14 protein-coding genes are annotated in these 14,307 nt (G+C 66.8%); 4 read left to right on the forward strand and 10 right to left on the reverse strand.

Annotated elements, in window-relative coordinates; all coding sequences use genetic code 11:
* Positions 1 to 7: 7 nt before the first annotated feature.
* From HCU76_RS19805 to HCU76_RS19835, 7 genes are all read right to left on the reverse strand, one after another.
* A complete protein-coding gene (locus HCU76_RS19805; protein ID WP_213953101.1) occupies positions 8 to 1,051 on the reverse strand; it encodes a bifunctional UDP-4-keto-pentose/UDP-xylose synthase in 1,044 nt (347 codons plus the stop codon).
* A gap of 23 nt (positions 1,052 to 1,074) precedes the next feature.
* Positions 1,075 to 2,019 (reverse strand): formyltransferase, encoded by a 945-nt coding sequence (locus HCU76_RS19810; RefSeq protein ID WP_371319862.1) that lies wholly within the window; start codon positions 2,017 to 2,019, stop codon positions 1,075 to 1,077.
* On the reverse strand, positions 2,016 to 3,008 hold the full coding sequence (locus HCU76_RS19815; RefSeq protein ID WP_213953102.1) for a glycosyltransferase: 993 nt from the start codon (positions 3,006 to 3,008) through the stop codon (positions 2,016 to 2,018). The genes HCU76_RS19810 and HCU76_RS19815 overlap by 4 nt, the downstream gene beginning before the upstream one ends.
* Positions 3,005 to 4,162, reverse strand: coding sequence for a DegT/DnrJ/EryC1/StrS aminotransferase family protein (locus HCU76_RS19820; protein ID WP_213953103.1), 1,158 nt, complete (start codon positions 4,160 to 4,162; stop codon positions 3,005 to 3,007). Before HCU76_RS19820 ends, HCU76_RS19815 begins: the two co-directional genes overlap by 4 nt.
* Positions 4,159 to 4,548: a multidrug efflux SMR transporter gene (locus HCU76_RS19825; RefSeq protein ID WP_213953104.1), complete on the reverse strand. Its 390-nt coding sequence runs from the start codon at positions 4,546 to 4,548 to the stop codon at positions 4,159 to 4,161. Before HCU76_RS19825 ends, HCU76_RS19820 begins: the two co-directional genes overlap by 4 nt.
* Positions 4,545 to 6,194 (reverse strand): glycosyltransferase family 39 protein, encoded by a 1,650-nt coding sequence (locus HCU76_RS19830; RefSeq protein ID WP_213953105.1) that lies wholly within the window; start codon positions 6,192 to 6,194, stop codon positions 4,545 to 4,547. The genes HCU76_RS19825 and HCU76_RS19830 overlap by 4 nt, the downstream gene beginning before the upstream one ends.
* Positions 6,195 to 6,280: 86 nt before the next feature.
* On the reverse strand, positions 6,281 to 6,724 hold the full coding sequence (locus tag HCU76_RS19835) for a hypothetical protein (RefSeq protein WP_213953106.1): 444 nt from the start codon (positions 6,722 to 6,724) through the stop codon (positions 6,281 to 6,283).
* 262 nt (positions 6,725 to 6,986) lie between these two features.
* Between HCU76_RS19835 and HCU76_RS19840 the strand changes: the two genes are divergently transcribed.
* Positions 6,987 to 7,328 carry a hypothetical protein gene (locus HCU76_RS19840; protein WP_213953107.1) on the forward strand — a complete coding sequence of 114 codons (342 nt, stop codon included), beginning with the start codon at positions 6,987 to 6,989 and terminating at the stop codon, positions 7,326 to 7,328.
* A 59-nt stretch (positions 7,329 to 7,387) separates the two neighbouring features.
* Here the strand turns inward: HCU76_RS19840 and HCU76_RS19845 are convergent, their stop codons facing one another.
* Positions 7,388 to 7,669, reverse strand: a complete 282-nt coding sequence (locus tag HCU76_RS19845; protein WP_213953108.1) for a hypothetical protein — start codon at positions 7,667 to 7,669, stop codon at positions 7,388 to 7,390.
* Positions 7,670 to 7,880: 211 nt separating this feature from the next.
* Between HCU76_RS19845 and HCU76_RS19850 the strand changes: the two genes are divergently transcribed.
* Positions 7,881 to 9,995 carry a TonB-dependent receptor gene (locus HCU76_RS19850; protein ID WP_213953109.1) on the forward strand — a complete coding sequence of 705 codons (2,115 nt, stop codon included), beginning with the start codon at positions 7,881 to 7,883 and terminating at the stop codon, positions 9,993 to 9,995.
* Positions 9,996 to 10,036: 41 nt separating this feature from the next.
* On the opposite strand, the gene metK is transcribed toward HCU76_RS19850, so the two are convergent.
* Positions 10,037 to 11,263, reverse strand: a complete 1,227-nt coding sequence (gene metK / locus HCU76_RS19855) for a methionine adenosyltransferase (RefSeq protein ID WP_213953110.1) — start codon at positions 11,261 to 11,263, stop codon at positions 10,037 to 10,039.
* A 183-nt stretch (positions 11,264 to 11,446) separates the two neighbouring features.
* On the opposite strand from metK, the gene HCU76_RS19860 reads away from it, so the two are divergent.
* Positions 11,447 to 12,319, forward strand: a complete 873-nt coding sequence (locus HCU76_RS19860; RefSeq protein WP_218510428.1) for a lysophospholipid acyltransferase family protein — start codon at positions 11,447 to 11,449, stop codon at positions 12,317 to 12,319.
* Between the two features lie 61 nt (positions 12,320 to 12,380).
* Entirely contained in the window at positions 12,381 to 13,265 is an 885-nt protein-coding gene (locus HCU76_RS19865; protein WP_218510429.1) for a lysophospholipid acyltransferase family protein, read from the forward strand.
* Between the two features lie 77 nt (positions 13,266 to 13,342).
* On the opposite strand, the gene HCU76_RS19870 is transcribed toward HCU76_RS19865, so the two are convergent.
* Positions 13,343 to 14,254 (reverse strand): alpha/beta fold hydrolase, encoded by a 912-nt coding sequence (locus HCU76_RS19870; protein ID WP_213953113.1) that lies wholly within the window; start codon positions 14,252 to 14,254, stop codon positions 13,343 to 13,345.
* Positions 14,255 to 14,307 lie beyond the last annotated feature (53 nt).

The raw sequence follows: 14,307 nt of genomic DNA on the forward strand, positions 1-14,307 counted from the left end.
GTTGCGGTCAGAGCTCCAGGTCGGCCGCCGCGGCGGCGTGGTCCTGGTAGTAGTCGAACAGCTTGGCCAGCGCGTCGCGCATGTCGACGGTCGGCTTCCAGTCCAGGTCCTTCATGGTGGCCTGGATGTCGGGCACGCGACGCGTCACGTCCTGGTAGCCGCCGCCGTAGTACTCCGCCGACGCGACGTCGACCAGTTGCACGCGCGAGGCGGCGTCCTTGTAGTCGGGCAGCGTCGCGGCCAGCGCCAGCATCATCTCGGCCAGCGCGCGGATCGAATGGTTGTTGGCCGGATTGCCGATGTTGTAGATCCGGCTGTCGGCCACGCCATCCTTGTTGGCGATGATCTTTACCAGCGCGTTGATCCCGTCCTCCACGTAGGTGAAGGCGCGCTGCTGGCTGCCGCCGTCGACCAGCTTGATGGGTTCGCCGCGCACGATGTGGCCGAGGAACTGCGTGATCACGCGGCTGGAACCTTCCTTGGGTGCGTGCAGGCTGTCGAGGCCCGGGCCGATCCAGTTGAAGGGGCGGAACAGCGTGTAGCGCAGGCCTTCCTGCTGGCCGTAGGCGGCGATCACGCGGTCCATCAGTTGCTTGGAGCAGGCGTAGATCCAGCGCGGCTTGTTGATCGGGCCGTAGACCAGGTTGGAGGTCTCGGGGTCGAAGCCGTCGTCGGTGCACATGCCGTAGACCTCGCTGGTCGACGGGAAGACCACTCGCTTGTTGTACTTGAGGCACATTCGCACGATGGGCAGGTTGGCCTCGAAGTCGAGTTCGAACACCCGCAGCGGCTCGCGCACATAGGTCGACGGCGTGGCGATCGCGACCAGCGGCAGCACCACGTCGCACTTCTTCACGTGGTACTCGATCCACTCCTTGTTGATGGTGATGTCACCCTCGAAGAAGTGGAAGCGCGGATGGTCCATCCACGGTGCGACGCGGTCGGATTGCATGTCCATGCCGTAGACCACCCAGTCGGTGTGGTCGATGATGTGGCGCGTGAGGTGATGGCCGATGAAGCCGTTGACGCCGAGGATGAGGACTTTGAGCATGGGAGCGGTCTCGTGGGAGTGAGTCAGGAGTCGACGGAAACGCTGCGGCCGCCAAAGCGGCGCGCGAATCCGGCGGGGTCGATGGGGCCATCGCTGTCGTGCGCGGCCAGGACGTGGAGCATGCTGCCGTCCGCGGCCTGCAGCCACAGGGCGTTGTTCTCGTTGATCAGGCGCAGCGCTGCATCGGTATTGGGCTTCTGCTCGACGAGTCTGGTTCGATCGATGACGATCTCGCACCCCCCGAAGCGGCAGAACGCGCCGGGATAGGGCGCCGCCAATGCGCGAACCAGGTTGTGGATCTGCTGGGCGCTGGCACTCGGGGGAATCCGGCCGTCTTCCGGCTTGCGGCCGCCGTAGTACCCGCCTTGCGAAAGGTCTTGCGCGCGCTCGGTGGCCGTGCCGTCCAGCATGCGTGGGAGGCTGCGCGCCAGCACGATCTCGGCAGCCGTCACCACCTTGCCGAACACTTCCGACGCCGTGTCGTCCTTCAGGATCGGCACGGCGCATTGGTCGACGATCGCGCCGTTGTCGGGCTTCTCGTTCATGCGATGCAAGGTGGCGCCGGTCTCGCGTGCGCCTTCGATCACGGCCCAGTTCACCGGCACCCGCCCGCGGTATTGCGGCAGCAGCGAGCCGTGCATGTTGAAGGCGCCGCAACGCGGCACGTTCAACCATGCGGCCTTGAGCATGTGGCGGTAGTAGAACGAGAACAGGAAATCCGGATTCGATGCAGCCGCCTCAGCCAGCAATTCAGGCAGATGTGCATCGCTCGGCGCCACGCAGCGCAGGCCGTTCTCGGCCGCCACTTGCGCCACGCTGGCAAACCAGATGTTCTCGCCCGGCGAGTCTTCGTGTGTGATGACCAGCGGCACTTCGACGCCCGCGTCGAGCAGCACGCGCAGACAGCGCACGCCGACGTCGTGGTACGCGAACACGATGGCGCGCGCGGGAAGATCGGGCTTCATCATCGGCGCTCGCGTTCCAGGATCGCGGTGATCACGTAGCGCGGCCGGGCGCGCACTTCCTGGTAGATGCGCCCGATGTATTCGCCCAGCAATCCGATGCCGAACAGCGCCAGGCCCATCAGCAGGAACAGCAGCGCGAACAGCGTGAAGACGCCGCCTTCTTCGGGTCCGAGGATGAGCCGTCGGCCCGCCAGGATCACGAACAGCAAACCCGACATCAGCGACACCACGATCCCGAGCATCGAGAACGCCTGCAGTGGCACCAGCGAGAAGCCCGTCACCAGGTCGAAGTTGAGCCGCACCAGGCTGTAGAACGAGTACTTCGATTCGCCCGCGTGCCGTTCCTCATGGCCCGTGACCACCTCTGTCGGGTTGCGCGAGAACTGCAGCGCCAGGGCCGGGATGAAGGTGTTCATCTCGTTGCACTGGTTGATCAACTGGATCACGTTGCGGCTGTAGGCCCGCAGCATCGAGCCGTGGTCGGTCATCTCGATGCCGGTCAGGCGAAGGCGCAAGCGGTTCATGGCGCGGGACGCCCAGCGCCGCCACGCGGAATCCTGCCGGTCCTGGCGGATCGAGCCGACGCAGTCGTGGCCCTTGTCCATCGCATCGAGCAGCAGGTGGATGTCCTCCGGCGGGTTCTGCAGGTCGGCGTCCAGCGTGACGATGCGATCGCCCCGGCAGTGCTCGAAGCCCGCAAGGATCGCGCGATGCTGGCCGAAGTTGCCATTGAACAGGATCACGCGCGTCACGTCGGGCCGGCGTTCGAACTGCTCGGCGAGCAACGCCGCCGAGCGGTCGCGGCTGCCGTCGTTGATGAAGATGACCTCGTAGTCGACGCCCAGTGCATCGAGTGCCGGATAGAGCCGCGCGAATAACGCGGCCAGGCCTTGCTCCTCGTTGTAGACGGGGATGACAACGCTCAGGGCGCGTTCCGCCGCGCGGTCGGCCGGCTGGAATCCGGCCAGTGGCACTTCGTATCCGGCGCTCATCTCGCTGCCCTCACGACCGCGCTGCCCCGCAGTTCCGCCACCACCTCCGCCACGGCCCCGACGACGCGATCGACGTCGGCATCGTCCATGGCGGGGAAAAGCGGCAGCGTGACCGTACGCTGGCCGATGTCCTCGGCCACCGGGAAGTCGCCGGGCGCATGGCCCATCGCGCGGAACATCGAGAACAGGTGCATCGCCGGGTAGTGCACGCCCACGCCGATGCCGCGCGCCTTCATGCCCTCGAGGAAATCGGCGCGCCGCGCGGCCAGGTCGCGTGGCAGAAGCGGCTGGAACATGTGCCAGTTGCCGTTCCCCTCCAGGTCCTCCGGGGGCATGTCGAAGCCGAGCGTCATGTCCCACAGCTCGAAGTAGCGCCGCACCAGCACGCGACGCCGCGCCGTGGCTTCGTCGATGGTCCGCAACTGGCCCAGGCCGATCGCGGCGGCGATGTCGGTCATGTTGGCCTTGGCGCCCCATGCTTCCACTTCCAGTTCGCCGCCGGGCAGGCGTGCGACGCCCTGCAGCCGCAGCAGCTCGAAGCGCCGGGCTTCTTCGGCGTTGTTCAAGACGAGGCACCCGCCTTCGCCCGTGGTCAGGTTCTTGTTGGGATGAAAGCTGAACGACACCATGTCGCCAAAGCTGCCGATCGCGCGTCCGTTCCACTGCGAGCCGAAGGATTGCGCGGCGTCTTCGACCACGCGCAGGCGATGCTTCGCGGCCAGCGTATTGAGGCGATCACGGTCCACCGGCAGGCCCGCCAGGTCCACCGGGATCAATGCGCGCGTGCGCGGCGTGATGGCCTGCTCGATGAGGTCCAGGTCGATGTTCCGCGTCACGGGATCGGCGTCGACGAACACCGGCTTGGCACCGACCGCGAGCACCACGTTCGCGGTGGCAACCCAACTTAGCGGCGTGGTAATCACCTCGTCGCCGGGACCGACGCCGCAGATGCGCAACGCCAGTTCCAGCGTGGCCGTGCCCGAATTCGCGAGGCGCACCGGACGGCCGCCCCATCGTTCGGACAGCGCGGCTTCAAGCGCCTGGCATTTCGGACCGGTGGTCAGCCAGCCGGAACGCAGCACATCGCCGACTTCTGCGATGGTGCGCTCATCGACCGAGGGACGCGTGAAGGGCAGGAATGGGACTGCGCTCATTGCGTGCTCCCGCTGCGTGCAACAAGAATCACGCCGACGATGATGACGGCGATGCCCAGCCAACGCTGCGCATTGACCTGCTCGCCGAAGAGCCACCACGCAAGCGCCGCGTTGACCACGTAGCCGATGGACAGCATCGGATAGGCGATGCTGACCTCGACGCGCGAGAGCGCGACGATCCAGACCACCACGCTTATCGCGTAGCACGCCAGCCCGCCGAGGATGCCCGGATGCAGCGCCAGCCCGGTGGCCGTGCGCCACAGCGCGGCGGGGCCGGCCGACATCGAGATCTCGCCGGCGGCGCTCGCCCCCGCCTTGAGCAGCAGTTGCGCCGCCGCATTGAGCAGGACGCCTGTCAGCACCCACAAAAAATCAATAGCTTTCATTGCCTGGATACCACTACTCGTCGTTGGTCCTGGTAGAGGACGCGCATGGGAAGGCCGCGCCGGTGCATGTCAATGTAGCTCGCGATATCCATGTAGGCCGCAGCCTGGGGAAGCGCTTGCCAACGTTGCGCGAACTCGTCGAGCGATTCAATCGAACGCCCGGGTTCCTTCAGCTGGCCCATCGCGAATTCGTCGGTGTAATCCACCAGGATGACTTCCTGGCGAAGGTAGAAGGGCAGCGTCTGGTCATAGCCTCCGACCGAGAACACGGGCGCCCCGGATTGTATGAGCGGCTGCAGCAGCGCGACGTATGGCGTGGCGCTCTTGAGCCGGCCGAAAGGTTCGTGTGCCGACAGTGCGACCGCAATGCCCGCGACGTGCGCGAGCGCCAGCGTCATGATCGCCAGCGTGTTGCGATTGCGGCGCAGCCACCACCATGCCAGCGCCGCGCCGCCCAGGAAGAGCAGGGCGCCGGTGCGCAGGCCCGCGCCCAGTTGCGCGAACACCTCGGGCGGCGTCGAGTTGGAAGCCACGCGTGCGCTTTGTGTCGACGCGGCCAGCGCAATCGCCCAAAGCAGGACGGGCACCAGCATGTGCAGGCGCAAGGTCTTCGCCGGGACGGCCACCAGCCGTTGGCCGAGCAACAACGCCATGGCCGGGAACATCGGCAGGATGTAGGACGGCAGTTTCGACCCGCTGGCGCTGAAGAACAGCAGCACGAAAGCCGAGTAGGCGACGAGCACGTCCGTGGCCGAGATGGCACTTTGCTGCGGCGTGGCATGGCGCTTCACCAGCCACGGCAGCCCGCTGAGCCAGGGCAGCATCCCGCCGAGAAGGAAGGGCAGGTAGTACCACCAGGCGCCTTCGCGCTGGTGCACCTTGGTGAGGTAGCGCGCAAAGTGCTCATGGATGAAGAAGAACTCGGCAAAGCCCGGGTTGCGCAGGGACACCAGCACGAACCACGGCGCGGCCAGCGCCAGGAAGATCAGCAGGCCCGAGATCCAATGCATGCCGCGCCACAACGACAAGTCGCGGCGCCAGATCGCGGTGATGACCAGCGCCGCCCCCGGTATCACGATGCCGACCAGGCCCTTGCTGAGAACCGCCCCGGCCATGGCTGCCCAGGCGAGCCAGATCCAGCCGCGCCGGGCTTCCGGCGTGGCCGTGGCATAGCGGGCGATCAATACCGCGCACAGCGAGATTGTCAGGAACAGCGTCAGGCCCGCATCCAGCGTCAGGAAATGCGCGTTGCCGAACACCCATGTCATCGACGCGGCAATGGCCAGGCTGCGCAGCCCCGCTTCCCTGCCCCACAGGCGATGGGCCGTGGCCCCCACCACCAGTGGCGTGAGGAATCCCGCGAGCCCCGGCCACAGCCGTGCGGAAAACGCGTTGAGCCCGAAAAGCTTCATGAAGATCGCACCCAGCCAATACTGCAACGGCGGCTTCTCGAAATAGAGGATTCCGTTCAGCCGCGGCGTGATCCAGTCGCCCGTGCGCAGCATCTCCCAGGACAGCGTGGCATAGCGGCCCTCGTCGGGGCTGATCAGCGACCTGGTCGCCAGCGAGCCGAACCAGAGCAACGCGAGCAGTGAAAGGAACAGGGGAAAGGCGACCCGGAGCGTCGGGTCCTCGTTTTTATTCATGGGCGCGATTTTCGAACACGTTGGAATGGCCGGCGGCAATGGCCACGGCAAGACGAGCAGCGCCGTCGGCGCCGCAGAGAACGTGCTCAGCGCGGAGGCGCAGTCTCGGGTGGACGGGTGCGCCAGAGCTGGGTGGACGGGGGCGCGCCGCCCGCATTCGGCACCGGCGCTGCCTCCGTGCTGTCGAAGACCCCCAGGAAGGCCGCCAGCACAACCCGCAGCGGAGCCGCGAGGATCACCAGGCAGAGGAAGGCCGCCAGTCCGCTGATGAATGCCAGCGGCAGGTCGATGCTGGCGGCCGACGGCACGAACAGCTTGACCTCGACGGCCGAAGGACCGGGGCCATCCTCGTCCGGCTGGAACTGCGCATCTTGCCCGAAGGCGCGAATGCTCAGTTCCTGCCGCTCGACCAGCCCGTCGACATCGAAATGCACCGACAGGAAGGGCTGCAAAGCGCTCACCAGCAACAACAGGGCGCACCACCCCTTCCATTGCCTGGCAATGCAGCGGGAGAAGCGCCGGGTCGACATCGCAGGGATCGTATGCAGCGTTGCTGTCGGCAACCTGAATACCCTTCGCACTGACTCTCGCACGCGATCATTTCCAGGGCCTGACGCAGCCGGCGCGTCTTTCCGGGCAGCAATTCACCCACCCGTTGTGCGCCTACGGGCAATACATCACACGGCTGATCCCGGCACGGTGTAAGACGGGCTTACTATCGAACGCGCGCACGGAGGCGCAAGCAACGGAGGCAATTTGAGAACGCGTAAATCAATCGGGTCGATCCTGTCCATGGCCGCACTCGGCCTGGGCTATGCATGCCCGTCCATGGCCGGGGCGACGGAGCCCGCGGTTAGCGGAGAACAACAGGAAGCGGACTACCGGGTGATCGCCGCGCGCTGCGGCACACCAGCATTCGAGCGGCGCTTCTACCACCAGTCCAGGGCCGCGGTGGCCGCCGGCCTGGTTTCCACCAACCGCGACACGGCGGCCGTCGAGAAGACGATCACCTCGCTGCGGCGAAGCCCATTCGTGCTGGTCGCCGCCTCGTCTGACTGCAAGGCGCAGATGGCGCAGCTCGAGGCGCTGCAGAAGCAGCGCAGCAGCCTGGTGAGGATTTCGAAAAGCAAATAGGAAACGGGGCGAAAGCCCCGTTTTTGCATGCGCGCGTCACGCGCATCCTGCGCGGTGATTCATGCGCGATGCGATTGGCGCCGGCCGTGCGAGAAGCCGGCCGAGAGTTGCCGCAGGGTCTGCAACTGGCGCGCTTCCTCAGCATCCCGCAAGCTCTTGGCAGCCCGCGCGGCCGCGTAAGTCACAAACACCACGTTCACCGTCGCAGCCCACGCATCAGCGCTCAGGGCTGGTTCGGCGGTGGACGAAGCGTCCATTCCGGGCACCGGCTCGTCAGGTCCGGGCGGGACGGGAATTCCCGCCTTGCGAAGGATGTTGGCTTTCTGGGCAACCGTCAGCATGTCAATCTCGAATGTCTTTGCCGCAGCGTATCCGGCGCCCCCTACGCAAGCCATTGGCTGTAAGTCGTATGTACGCGTAGGCCATTGCCAACTGCTTCCGCTTTTGCGGAGTTTCTTGCCGAGGCCGTGTATGCGTGCGCGTCGGGGGCGTTCCAAGGCATCGGGTTCGCGCGGGTTACCGCGCGTCCGCAACCCCGGAAGAATCGAATCGATGAAACGCCTGCACACCTTCGCCGCCCCGCTGATCCTCGTCACGCCCTGGGCGGCGCAAGCGCAGGAGGCCGCGCCCGCCGTCCTCAAGGAAATCACCGTCACGACCCCGAGCGGACAGGTCCGCCCGTTCGATGTCGCCGGCTCGGCCGACCGCGTCGAGGGCGAGGACATGCGCGATGCGCGCCTGCAGGTCAACCTCTCGGAAAGCCTCGGTGCGGTGCCGGGCATCCAGGTGCAGAACCGCCAGAACTATGCGCAGGACCTGCAGATCTCGATCCGCGGCTTCGGCGCGCGCTCCACCTTCGGGGTGCGCGGCGTGCGCCTCTACGTCGACGGCATCCCGGCCACGCTGCCGGATGGGCAGGGCCAGACCTCGAACATCGACATCGGCTCCGCGGACCGCGTCGAGGTGCTGCGCGGGCCGTTCTCGGCGCTCTACGGCAATTCCTCCGGCGGCGTGCTCCAGGTCTTCACCGAACGCGGCGAGGGCGCGCCCAGGATCGACTATTCGCTGGCGGGCGGCAGCTACGGCACCTTGCGCCAGAGCGTCAAGGCATCGGGCTCCAGCGGCGCGCTCGACTACCTGCTCAGCGGCAGCTACTTCCAGACCGACGGCTACCGCGATCACAGCGAGGCGCGCCGCAGCATCGAGAACGCCAAGCTCGGCATCCAGCTCGACAACGACAGCCGCCTCACCCTGATCCTGAACAGCGTGCAGATGCATGCGCAGGACCCGCTCGGCCTCACCGCCGAGCAGGCCGCGGCCAACCCGCGCGGCGCTGCGCTCGCGGACCAGTACGACACCCGCAAGACGGTGGAGCAGACCCAGGCCGGCCTGCTCTACGAGCGGCGCATCAACGCCAGCAACGACCTGCGCCTGATGGTCTACGGGGGCGAGCGCCAGACCACCCAGTACCAGGCCATTCCGCCCGCGGCGCAGGTCAATCCGCAGCAGTCCGGCGGCGTGATCGACCTGTCGCGCAACTACAGCGGCCTCGACGCCCGCTGGACCGCGCGCACGCAGCTTGGCGCAATGCCGCTCGAGATCGTGACCGGGCTGGCCTACGACACCCTGCGCGAGCAGCGCCGCGGCTTCGAGAACTACCTGGGCGGCGTGAACGCGCCCATCCTCGGCGTGCAGGGGCGCTTGCGCCGCAATGAAACCAACGAGGTCTACAACGTCGACCCCTACGTGCAAGGCACGCTGCACCTGTCCGATCGCTGGACGTTCGAGGCCGGCGTGCGCCACAGCAGCGTGCGCTTCGACTCCTCCGACCATTACATCGCCCGCGGCAACGGCGACGACAGCGGCGCGGCGGACTACAGCAAGACCTTGCCGGTAATGGCGCTGCGCTTTGCCGCCACCCGGGACCTGAACCTCTACGTCACGGCGGGACGCGGCTTCGAGACGCCGACGCTGAATGAACTCGCCTACCGCCCCGACGGGCGCGGCGGCCTCAACTTCGCGCTGCAGCCGGCGGTCAACCAGAGCGTCGAGGTGGGCGCCAAGGCACGGTTGGGCGGCGGCGTCCTGACGGCGGCACTGTTCGAGACACGCACCTCCGACGAAATCGTGACCGCCACCAACGTCGGTGGCCGCGCCACCTACCAGAATGCCGGCGACACCAGGCGCGACGGCTTCGAACTGAGCTGGTTCCACGAGACCGAAAGCCATTGGCGCACGCAGCTCGCCTACACCTGGCTCGACGCGCGCTACAGCGACGGCTTCTGCGCCTCGTCGCCGTGCACGCTGCCGAACATCGTGCGCTCGGGCAATCGCATACCGGGCATTGCGCAACAGTCGTTCTACGCGTCCTTCGGCTATGTGCCGGAACAGGGCTGGCGCGCGGGCGTGGAGGCGCGCGCGCTCGGAAACATCCAGGCCAACGACGCCAACACCGCGCAGGCGCCCGGCTACGCCATTGCCTCGCTGTACGCGGGCTATGTGAAACGCTGGGCGAACTGGGACTTCAATGCCTTCGCACGCATCGACAACCTGTTCGACAAGCGCTACATCGGCTCGGTCATCGTCAACGAGGGCAACGCGCGCTACTACGAGCCCGCGCCGGGCCGCACCTGGCTGGTGGGCGCCGGGGCGAGCTACCGGTTCTGATCAGGGTCGGCCGCAGCGTTGCGGCGGCCGGGGTGCCTCGATCAGGCCGAGGCGTCAGCCAGTTGCTTCGCGACGCCTGCCGGGCCCTGCAGTCCGGCCGCAGCCCGCAGCGTCGCCGCGGCCTTGGTCGATTCCCAGGTGAATTCGGGCTCCTCGCGGCCGAAGTGGCCATACGCGGCGGTCTTCTGGTAGATCGGGCGCAGCAGGTCGAGCATCTGGATGATGCCCTTCGGACGCAGGTCGAAGTGCTCGCGCACGAGGGCGGCGATCGCCTCGTCGGGGATCACGCCGGTGCCTTCGGTGTAGACCGTGATGTTCATCGGCTGCGCCACGCCGATCGCGTAGGCCACCTGGATCTGGCACTGGCGCGCGAGGCCGGCCGCCACGATGTTCTTGGCCACGTAGCGCGCGGCATAGGCGGCCGAACGGTCGACCTTCGACGGGTCCTTGCCCGAGAACGCGCCGCCGCCGTGCGGGCAGGCGCCGCCGTAGGTGTCGACGATGATCTTGCGGCCTGTCAGGCCGCAGTCGCCTTGGGGGCCGCCGATGACGAAGCGGCCGGTCGGGTTGATCAGGTAGCGCGTGTCCTTCAGCCATTCCTTCGGCAGCACCGGCTTGATGATCTCCTCGATGATGGCTTCGTTGAACGAGGCCTTCATCTTCGTCGGCGTCTCGCTCTGGTCGGGGTGGTGCTGCGTCGAGAGCACCACGGTGTCGATGCTGTGCGGCTTGCCGTCGACATAGCGCATCGTGACCTGGCTCTTGGCATCGGGGCGCAGGAAGGGCAGGCGGCCGTCCTTGCGCAACTGCGCCTGGCGCTCGACCAGGCGGTGCGCATAGTAGATGGGCGCGGGCATCAACTCGGGCGTCTCGTCGCAGGCATAGCCGAACATCAGGCCCTGGTCGCCGGCGCCGGTGTTGAGGTGGTCGTCGCTGGCGTGATCGACGCCCTGGGCGATGTCGTTGGACTGCTTGTCGTAGCAGACCATCACCGCGCAACCCTTGTAGTCGATGCCGTACTCGGTGTTGTCGTAGCCGATGCGCTTGATGGTGTCGCGCGCGACCTGGATGTAGTCGACGTGCGCGTTGGTCGTGATTTCACCGGCGAGCACCACGAGGCCGGTGTTGGTCAGCGTTTCGGCTGCAACCCGGCTGCGCGGGTCCTGCGCGAAGATCGCGTCGAGGATGGCGTCGGAGATCTGGTCGGCGACCTTGTCGGGGTGGCCTTCGGAGACGGATTCGGAAGTGAAGAGAAAGTCGTTCGCCATTTGCTTGAAACTCCAGTGAAGTTGAAAGGGCGCGTTGCCGATTCCATCTGGAGCTCTGGCGAACGCTTTAGCAGTACTGTTTAACGTCGCCCTGCAAGTAGTTCTTTAACTCGGCGACAATTTGGATTCTATTCGAGCCGCGCCGTCACTGCGCGCGCGTCAGGTATTACTCCCTTCGTCGTAATGTCCGTCCTCTTCCGATTGCTTGCCCGTGTGCCGCTGCCGCTGATGCATGCGCTCGGCATCGCGCTCGGCTGGCTGGTGTGGTGGTGCGCGCCTGACTACCGGCGCCGCTTCAAGGCCAATGCAGGCAACGCCGGCTTCGCGCCCGCACAGTACCGCCCGGCCATCGGCGCGGCCGGCGCCATGGCGGCAGAACTGCCTTGGCTCTGGTGCCGGCCCAAGGGGGAAAGCGTGCTGCCCAAGGTCGTCCGCTGGGATGGCATCGAGGCCTTCGAAGCCGCCCTCGACGAGCGCAAGGGCGTGATCCTGCTGACGCCGCACATCGGCAGCTGGGAACTCTTCGGCCAAGCCGTCGGCGAGCGTTTCATGTCGTCGCACGGGCCGATCACCGCGCTCTTCAGGCCGCCGCGCAAGGCCTTCATGGCCGGGCTGATGGACGGCTCGCGCGACCGGCCCGGGCTGCAGACGCTGCCGACCACCGTGGCCGGCGTGCGCGGCCTCATGCGCGCGTTGCGAGGCGGCGGCTACACCGGCATCCTGCCCGACCAGGTGCCGCCGGAGGGGCAGGGTGCCTGGGCGCCGTTCTTCGGCAAGCCCGCCTACACGATCACCTTGCCGGGACGGCTGGCGCAACAGACCGGCGCCCACGTGTTCCTGGGCGTCTGCGAGCGCCTTCCGCGCGGCAAGGGCTATGCCATTCGCTTCGAGGCCTTCGACGGCACCGCCTTCAGCGACCGAAAGGCCACGCCGGAGGCAGCAGCGGCGGCGCTCAACGTGGGCATCGAACGGCTGATCCGCAGCCTGCCCGGCCAGTATGTGTGGGACTACGCGCGCTACAAGCAGCCGCGAGCGGAGCAGGAAACCGCGCAATGAATACGGCGTCGAATCTTGCGAGGCCGCCGCGCATCGCACAAGGCAACGCGAGGATGCACGGATGAGCGTTTCCGCGCGCCTTGGCATCGGCTTCATGAAGGCGCTGTCGCACGCGCCGCTGCCGCTGACTCGCGGCTTCGGCTATGTGCTCGGCCGCATCCTGCACACGGCTGCGGTGCCGCGCCGGCGAGTGGTCGACAGGAACCTCGAACTGTGTTTCCCCGGTAAATCGCTCGCGGAGAGGAAGCGCATCTCGCGCGACACCTTCGTCTACGTGGCGCAATCCTGGCTTGACCGTGCCTGGCTCTGGCACGCGCCGCGCGAGGTCGTGGAGCGCCGCACCACGGTGATGGGGGCGCCGGTCGATGTCGACGAGGTGCTGGGCGGCACCACGCCGCTGATCCTGTTCGCGCCCCACTTCTATGGTCTCGACGCCGCAGCCACCGGCCTGACGATGCGCTCGCCGCGCGAGTCGACCACGATCTACACCACGCAGCGCGATCCGATGCTGGACGAGTGGGTGTGCAAGGGCCGCGAGCGCTTCGGCAACGTGAAGACGCTGAACCGCGTCGACGGCATCAAGCCGATCGTGGCGGCACTGCGCAAGGGCGGCTTGCTCTATCTGCTGCCCGACATGGACTTCGGCCGCGACCAGTCGGTGTTCGTCCCGTTCTTCGGCGTGCAGGCGGCGACGATGCCCTCGCTGTCGCGCTTTGCGCGGCTGGGTCGTGCCAAGGTGATTCCGATCATTTCGCGCGTCACCCGGCAGGGTTACGAGATCGAGGTCCTGCCCGAGTGGAAGGATTTTCCGAGCGACGATCCAGTCGCCGACACGGCGCTGATGAACGAACGGCTGGCCGGCTATATCGAGACGATGCCCTCGCAGTACTACTGGGTGCACCGCCGCTTCAAGACGCGGCCTGAGGGCGCGACTTCGGTGTATTGAGCCGGACCTTGCCCGGCCCACCCCCGCAGGGGATCAAGTCGAGATGGCAAAGCCACATCGACTCGGGATCGCTGCTCTCAATTGCGCCGCATGAACGCTTCGATCTCGCGGGCCACGTTCTGCGGTTGCTCATGAACGATCCAGTGCGTGGCATTCGGCACCTTCCGGATCTCCAGCTTCGGCACGTAGTCTTCCAGCCCCTCCAGCAGGCCGGGCAGCAGCGCCGCATCGTCCAGCGCCCAGAACACGAAGGTCGGCACGTTGATGACCAGCCGTTCGCGCGGCAGCACCGGGATCGGCGGCGCAGTCTGGCCCGGCACGGCGGGTTTCATCGGCGTCACGCGGTAGAGGTTGCAGGCGCCCGTCAGGCCGGCGTTCCACACTTCGCGGTACTGGTCCTTCACTGCGTCGGTGAGCCAGCCGAAGCCGTCGGCGCCAGCCTTCATGCCGAGGAAGAAGGGCCACATGCGCCGGTAGTCGTCTTCCGCGAGCATGGCCTCGGCCTTCGGGTGCGCGAGGAAGTTCATGTAGGCGCTGGCCTTCTGCTGCGCCGGGTTGTGGGTCAGTTCGCGCGCGAAGGTGCCGGGGTGTGGCGAATTGATGATCACCAACTTGCCGACCTGTGCCGGAAACACGTTGGCATAGCCCCAGGCGAATGCGCCACCCCAGTCGTGCGCGACGAGGGTGTCGATGTTGCCGCTGGCGCTCTCGGTGGCGACCAGTTGCTGGATGTCCTGGATCAGCAGAGGCGCCTTGTAGGCCTCCACCTCGGTTGGCGAACTGGATTTCTCGAAGCCGCGCAGGTTGGGCGCGACGCAGCGATAGCCGCCGTGCTCCGGCTGGGCGAAGTATTCGAGCAACGGGTCCCAGATGAACGCCGCCTCCGGAAAGCCATGCAGGAACACCATCAGCGGCCGGCCGGGTTCGCCGGTGGCGCGGCAACTCAGGGTGATGCCATTGGGCAGCGTGCGCTGGAAGGTCTGGACCATGCAATCGTCTCCTGTTGCTGTCGTTGTCGGGATCGCCGCCAGAAGGCCGGGGC

Source organism: Variovorax sp. dw_308 (assembly GCF_019207085.1).
Classification (GTDB): Bacteria; Pseudomonadota; Gammaproteobacteria; order Burkholderiales; family Burkholderiaceae_C; genus Variovorax.

Bases quoted from the DNA above. Each gene is read 5' to 3' on its own strand.
- HCU76_RS19825 (WP_213953104.1), bottom strand. From the start codon at position 4,548: ATGAAAGCTATTGATTTTTTGTGGGTGCTGACAGGCGTCCTGCTCAAT.
- HCU76_RS19850 (WP_213953109.1), top strand. From the start codon at position 7,881: ATGAAACGCCTGCACACCTTCGCCGCCCCGCTGATCCTCGTCACGCCC.
- HCU76_RS19810 (WP_371319862.1), bottom strand. From the start codon at position 2,019: ATGATGAAGCCCGATCTTCCCGCGCGCGCCATCGTGTTCGCGTACCAC.
- metK (WP_213953110.1), bottom strand. From the start codon at position 11,263: ATGGCGAACGACTTTCTCTTCACTTCCGAATCCGTCTCCGAAGGCCAC.
- HCU76_RS19840 (WP_213953107.1), top strand. From the start codon at position 6,987: ATGGCCGCACTCGGCCTGGGCTATGCATGCCCGTCCATGGCCGGGGCG.
- HCU76_RS19860 (WP_218510428.1), top strand. From the start codon at position 11,447: ATGTCCGTCCTCTTCCGATTGCTTGCCCGTGTGCCGCTGCCGCTGATG.
- HCU76_RS19870 (WP_213953113.1), bottom strand. From the start codon at position 14,254: ATGGTCCAGACCTTCCAGCGCACGCTGCCCAATGGCATCACCCTGAGT.
- HCU76_RS19820 (WP_213953103.1), bottom strand. From the start codon at position 4,162: ATGAGCGCAGTCCCATTCCTGCCCTTCACGCGTCCCTCGGTCGATGAG.
- HCU76_RS19835 (WP_213953106.1), bottom strand. From the start codon at position 6,724: ATGTCGACCCGGCGCTTCTCCCGCTGCATTGCCAGGCAATGGAAGGGG.
- HCU76_RS19815 (WP_213953102.1), bottom strand. From the start codon at position 3,008: ATGAGCGCCGGATACGAAGTGCCACTGGCCGGATTCCAGCCGGCCGAC.
- HCU76_RS19845 (WP_213953108.1), bottom strand. From the start codon at position 7,669: ATGCTGACGGTTGCCCAGAAAGCCAACATCCTTCGCAAGGCGGGAATT.
- HCU76_RS19805 (WP_213953101.1), bottom strand. From the start codon at position 1,051: ATGCTCAAAGTCCTCATCCTCGGCGTCAACGGCTTCATCGGCCATCAC.
- HCU76_RS19865 (WP_218510429.1), top strand. From the start codon at position 12,381: ATGAGCGTTTCCGCGCGCCTTGGCATCGGCTTCATGAAGGCGCTGTCG.
- HCU76_RS19830 (WP_213953105.1), bottom strand. From the start codon at position 6,194: ATGAATAAAAACGAGGACCCGACGCTCCGGGTCGCCTTTCCCCTGTTC.